Origin of the sequence: Sporolactobacillus sp. THM19-2, assembly GCF_004153195.1 — a bacterium.
Taxonomy (GTDB): Bacteria; Bacillota; Bacilli; order Bacillales; family Sporolactobacillaceae; genus Sporolactobacillus.
On record NZ_SEMC01000046.1, the window covers coordinates 1 to 1,571 of the forward strand.

Here is a 1,571-nt window from a genome sequence, read left to right on the forward strand (position 1 = left end):
AAAAAGGAAATGAAAAAGGAGCTCATTCCTTGTATGATTAAGTTAAGCGAAACCAAACATACAGGGGGCTCCTCATATGTCCAGTGTAAAGGAATCAACGTTCCACTTCAATAAAAAGATTAAGGCCAGTTTCTCAGGCGGCGCGCTTTCTTCTGATTCCGGCTTATTACTTTATCGAGAATTCGATGAAAAGACTGGCCTCAGTGAGTTGATCCAGGAAAAACTGTACGTGAACGATCCGGTCACTCATGCCAGGCACACCAACCCAAAGGTGGTGATTCAGAAAATCTATCAGCACCTGGCTGGCTATCACACCGACGACCAGGCCGATGAGTTGGGAACAGATCCCATATTCACGACCCTGCTTGAGAAGAAGCACCTGGCTTCCCAACCGCGGCTGTCCCGCTTTAATCAACGCGTGGATGCCGACACCGTTCAATCGCTGGAAGCCGTCAATCAAGCTTACCTGGATCGACTCTATGCCCTCAGGCCCAGTCAGCAGGTAGTGCTTGACGTGGATTCAGCCAATTTTGAGACCGCCGGGCATCAGGAAGGGACGGCCTACAATGCCCATTACCAGGACACCGGCTACCATCCGCTTCTCCTGTTTGACTCGCTGACCGGCTACTGCCTGAAAGCCGAACTACGTTCCGGCAATGTCTACACCTCCCGTGGTGTCGTCGATTTTATCCGTCCGGTGCTGGCACACTATCGCTCGCTCAATCCCGGACAGGATCTGGCCGTCCGGGGAGACAGTGGCTTCGCCGTTCCCGGGCTGTACAGCTTGTGTGAGGAAAAAGAGGTTTTTTACGCCATCCGTTTGAAGGCCAACCCCCGGTTGGCTGAAAAAGCACAGCGGCTTGTGGAAGCCCGTCAGAAAAAGCACGCCATGCCAGTCGGTTCTTCAGTCGTGTTTTATCGTGAATTTCAGTACCAGGCGGCTTCCTGGGATCAGGCCCGGCGAGTTGTTGTGAAACTGGAGCGCCCGGAAGGTGAGCTCTTTTTCCAGCCGACCTTTATTGTCACGAATATGAGCCTTCCCGCTAAACGCGTCATTAAATTCTATCAAAACCGGGGCACGATGGAAAACCTGATCAAGGAAGGCAAGAACGGTTTTGCCTTTGATCAGCTGAGCAGCACCCGTTTTGAAGCCAACGCGGTGAAACTGCAGATTCGTATGCTGGCAAGCAATATTGAAGCCGGGTTTCGCCTGCTCTGTCTGCCGAAATCCGCTAAAAAGAAGCGGCTTTGTATGGATACTGTGCGCCTTCGCCTGATCAAGATTGCCGGCAGGCTCGTTCATTCCGGCCGTTCGCTCATTTTCCGACTCTGCAGTCACTGTCTTTACCAAAAGGTCTTCCGGCAGACGCTGGATCAAATCCATCGGTTGCCGGCATTGGCATAGTGTCCAGACCATCAATCTTAAAAAATTCAGAATTTCTGTTGGAAACGACGGGATTCGTCTGCCCTGAAAACGAGAAAATGGCTGTCCGCATGTTCCATGCGGGCCAACAGGCATTCAAAATCATCGTTAAGTTGTTCGCTTAGTAAAAATCTGTAAAATCCTTTGC

1 protein-coding gene is annotated in these 1,571 nt (G+C 51.2%); it reads left to right on the plus strand.

The window, feature by feature from the left end; translation table 11 throughout:
- Positions 1 to 76: 76 nt before the first annotated feature.
- A complete protein-coding gene (locus tag EWH91_RS14255; RefSeq protein ID WP_129930918.1) occupies positions 77 to 1,405 on the plus strand; it encodes an IS1380 family transposase in 1,329 nt (442 codons plus the stop codon).
- Positions 1,406 to 1,571 lie beyond the last annotated feature (166 nt).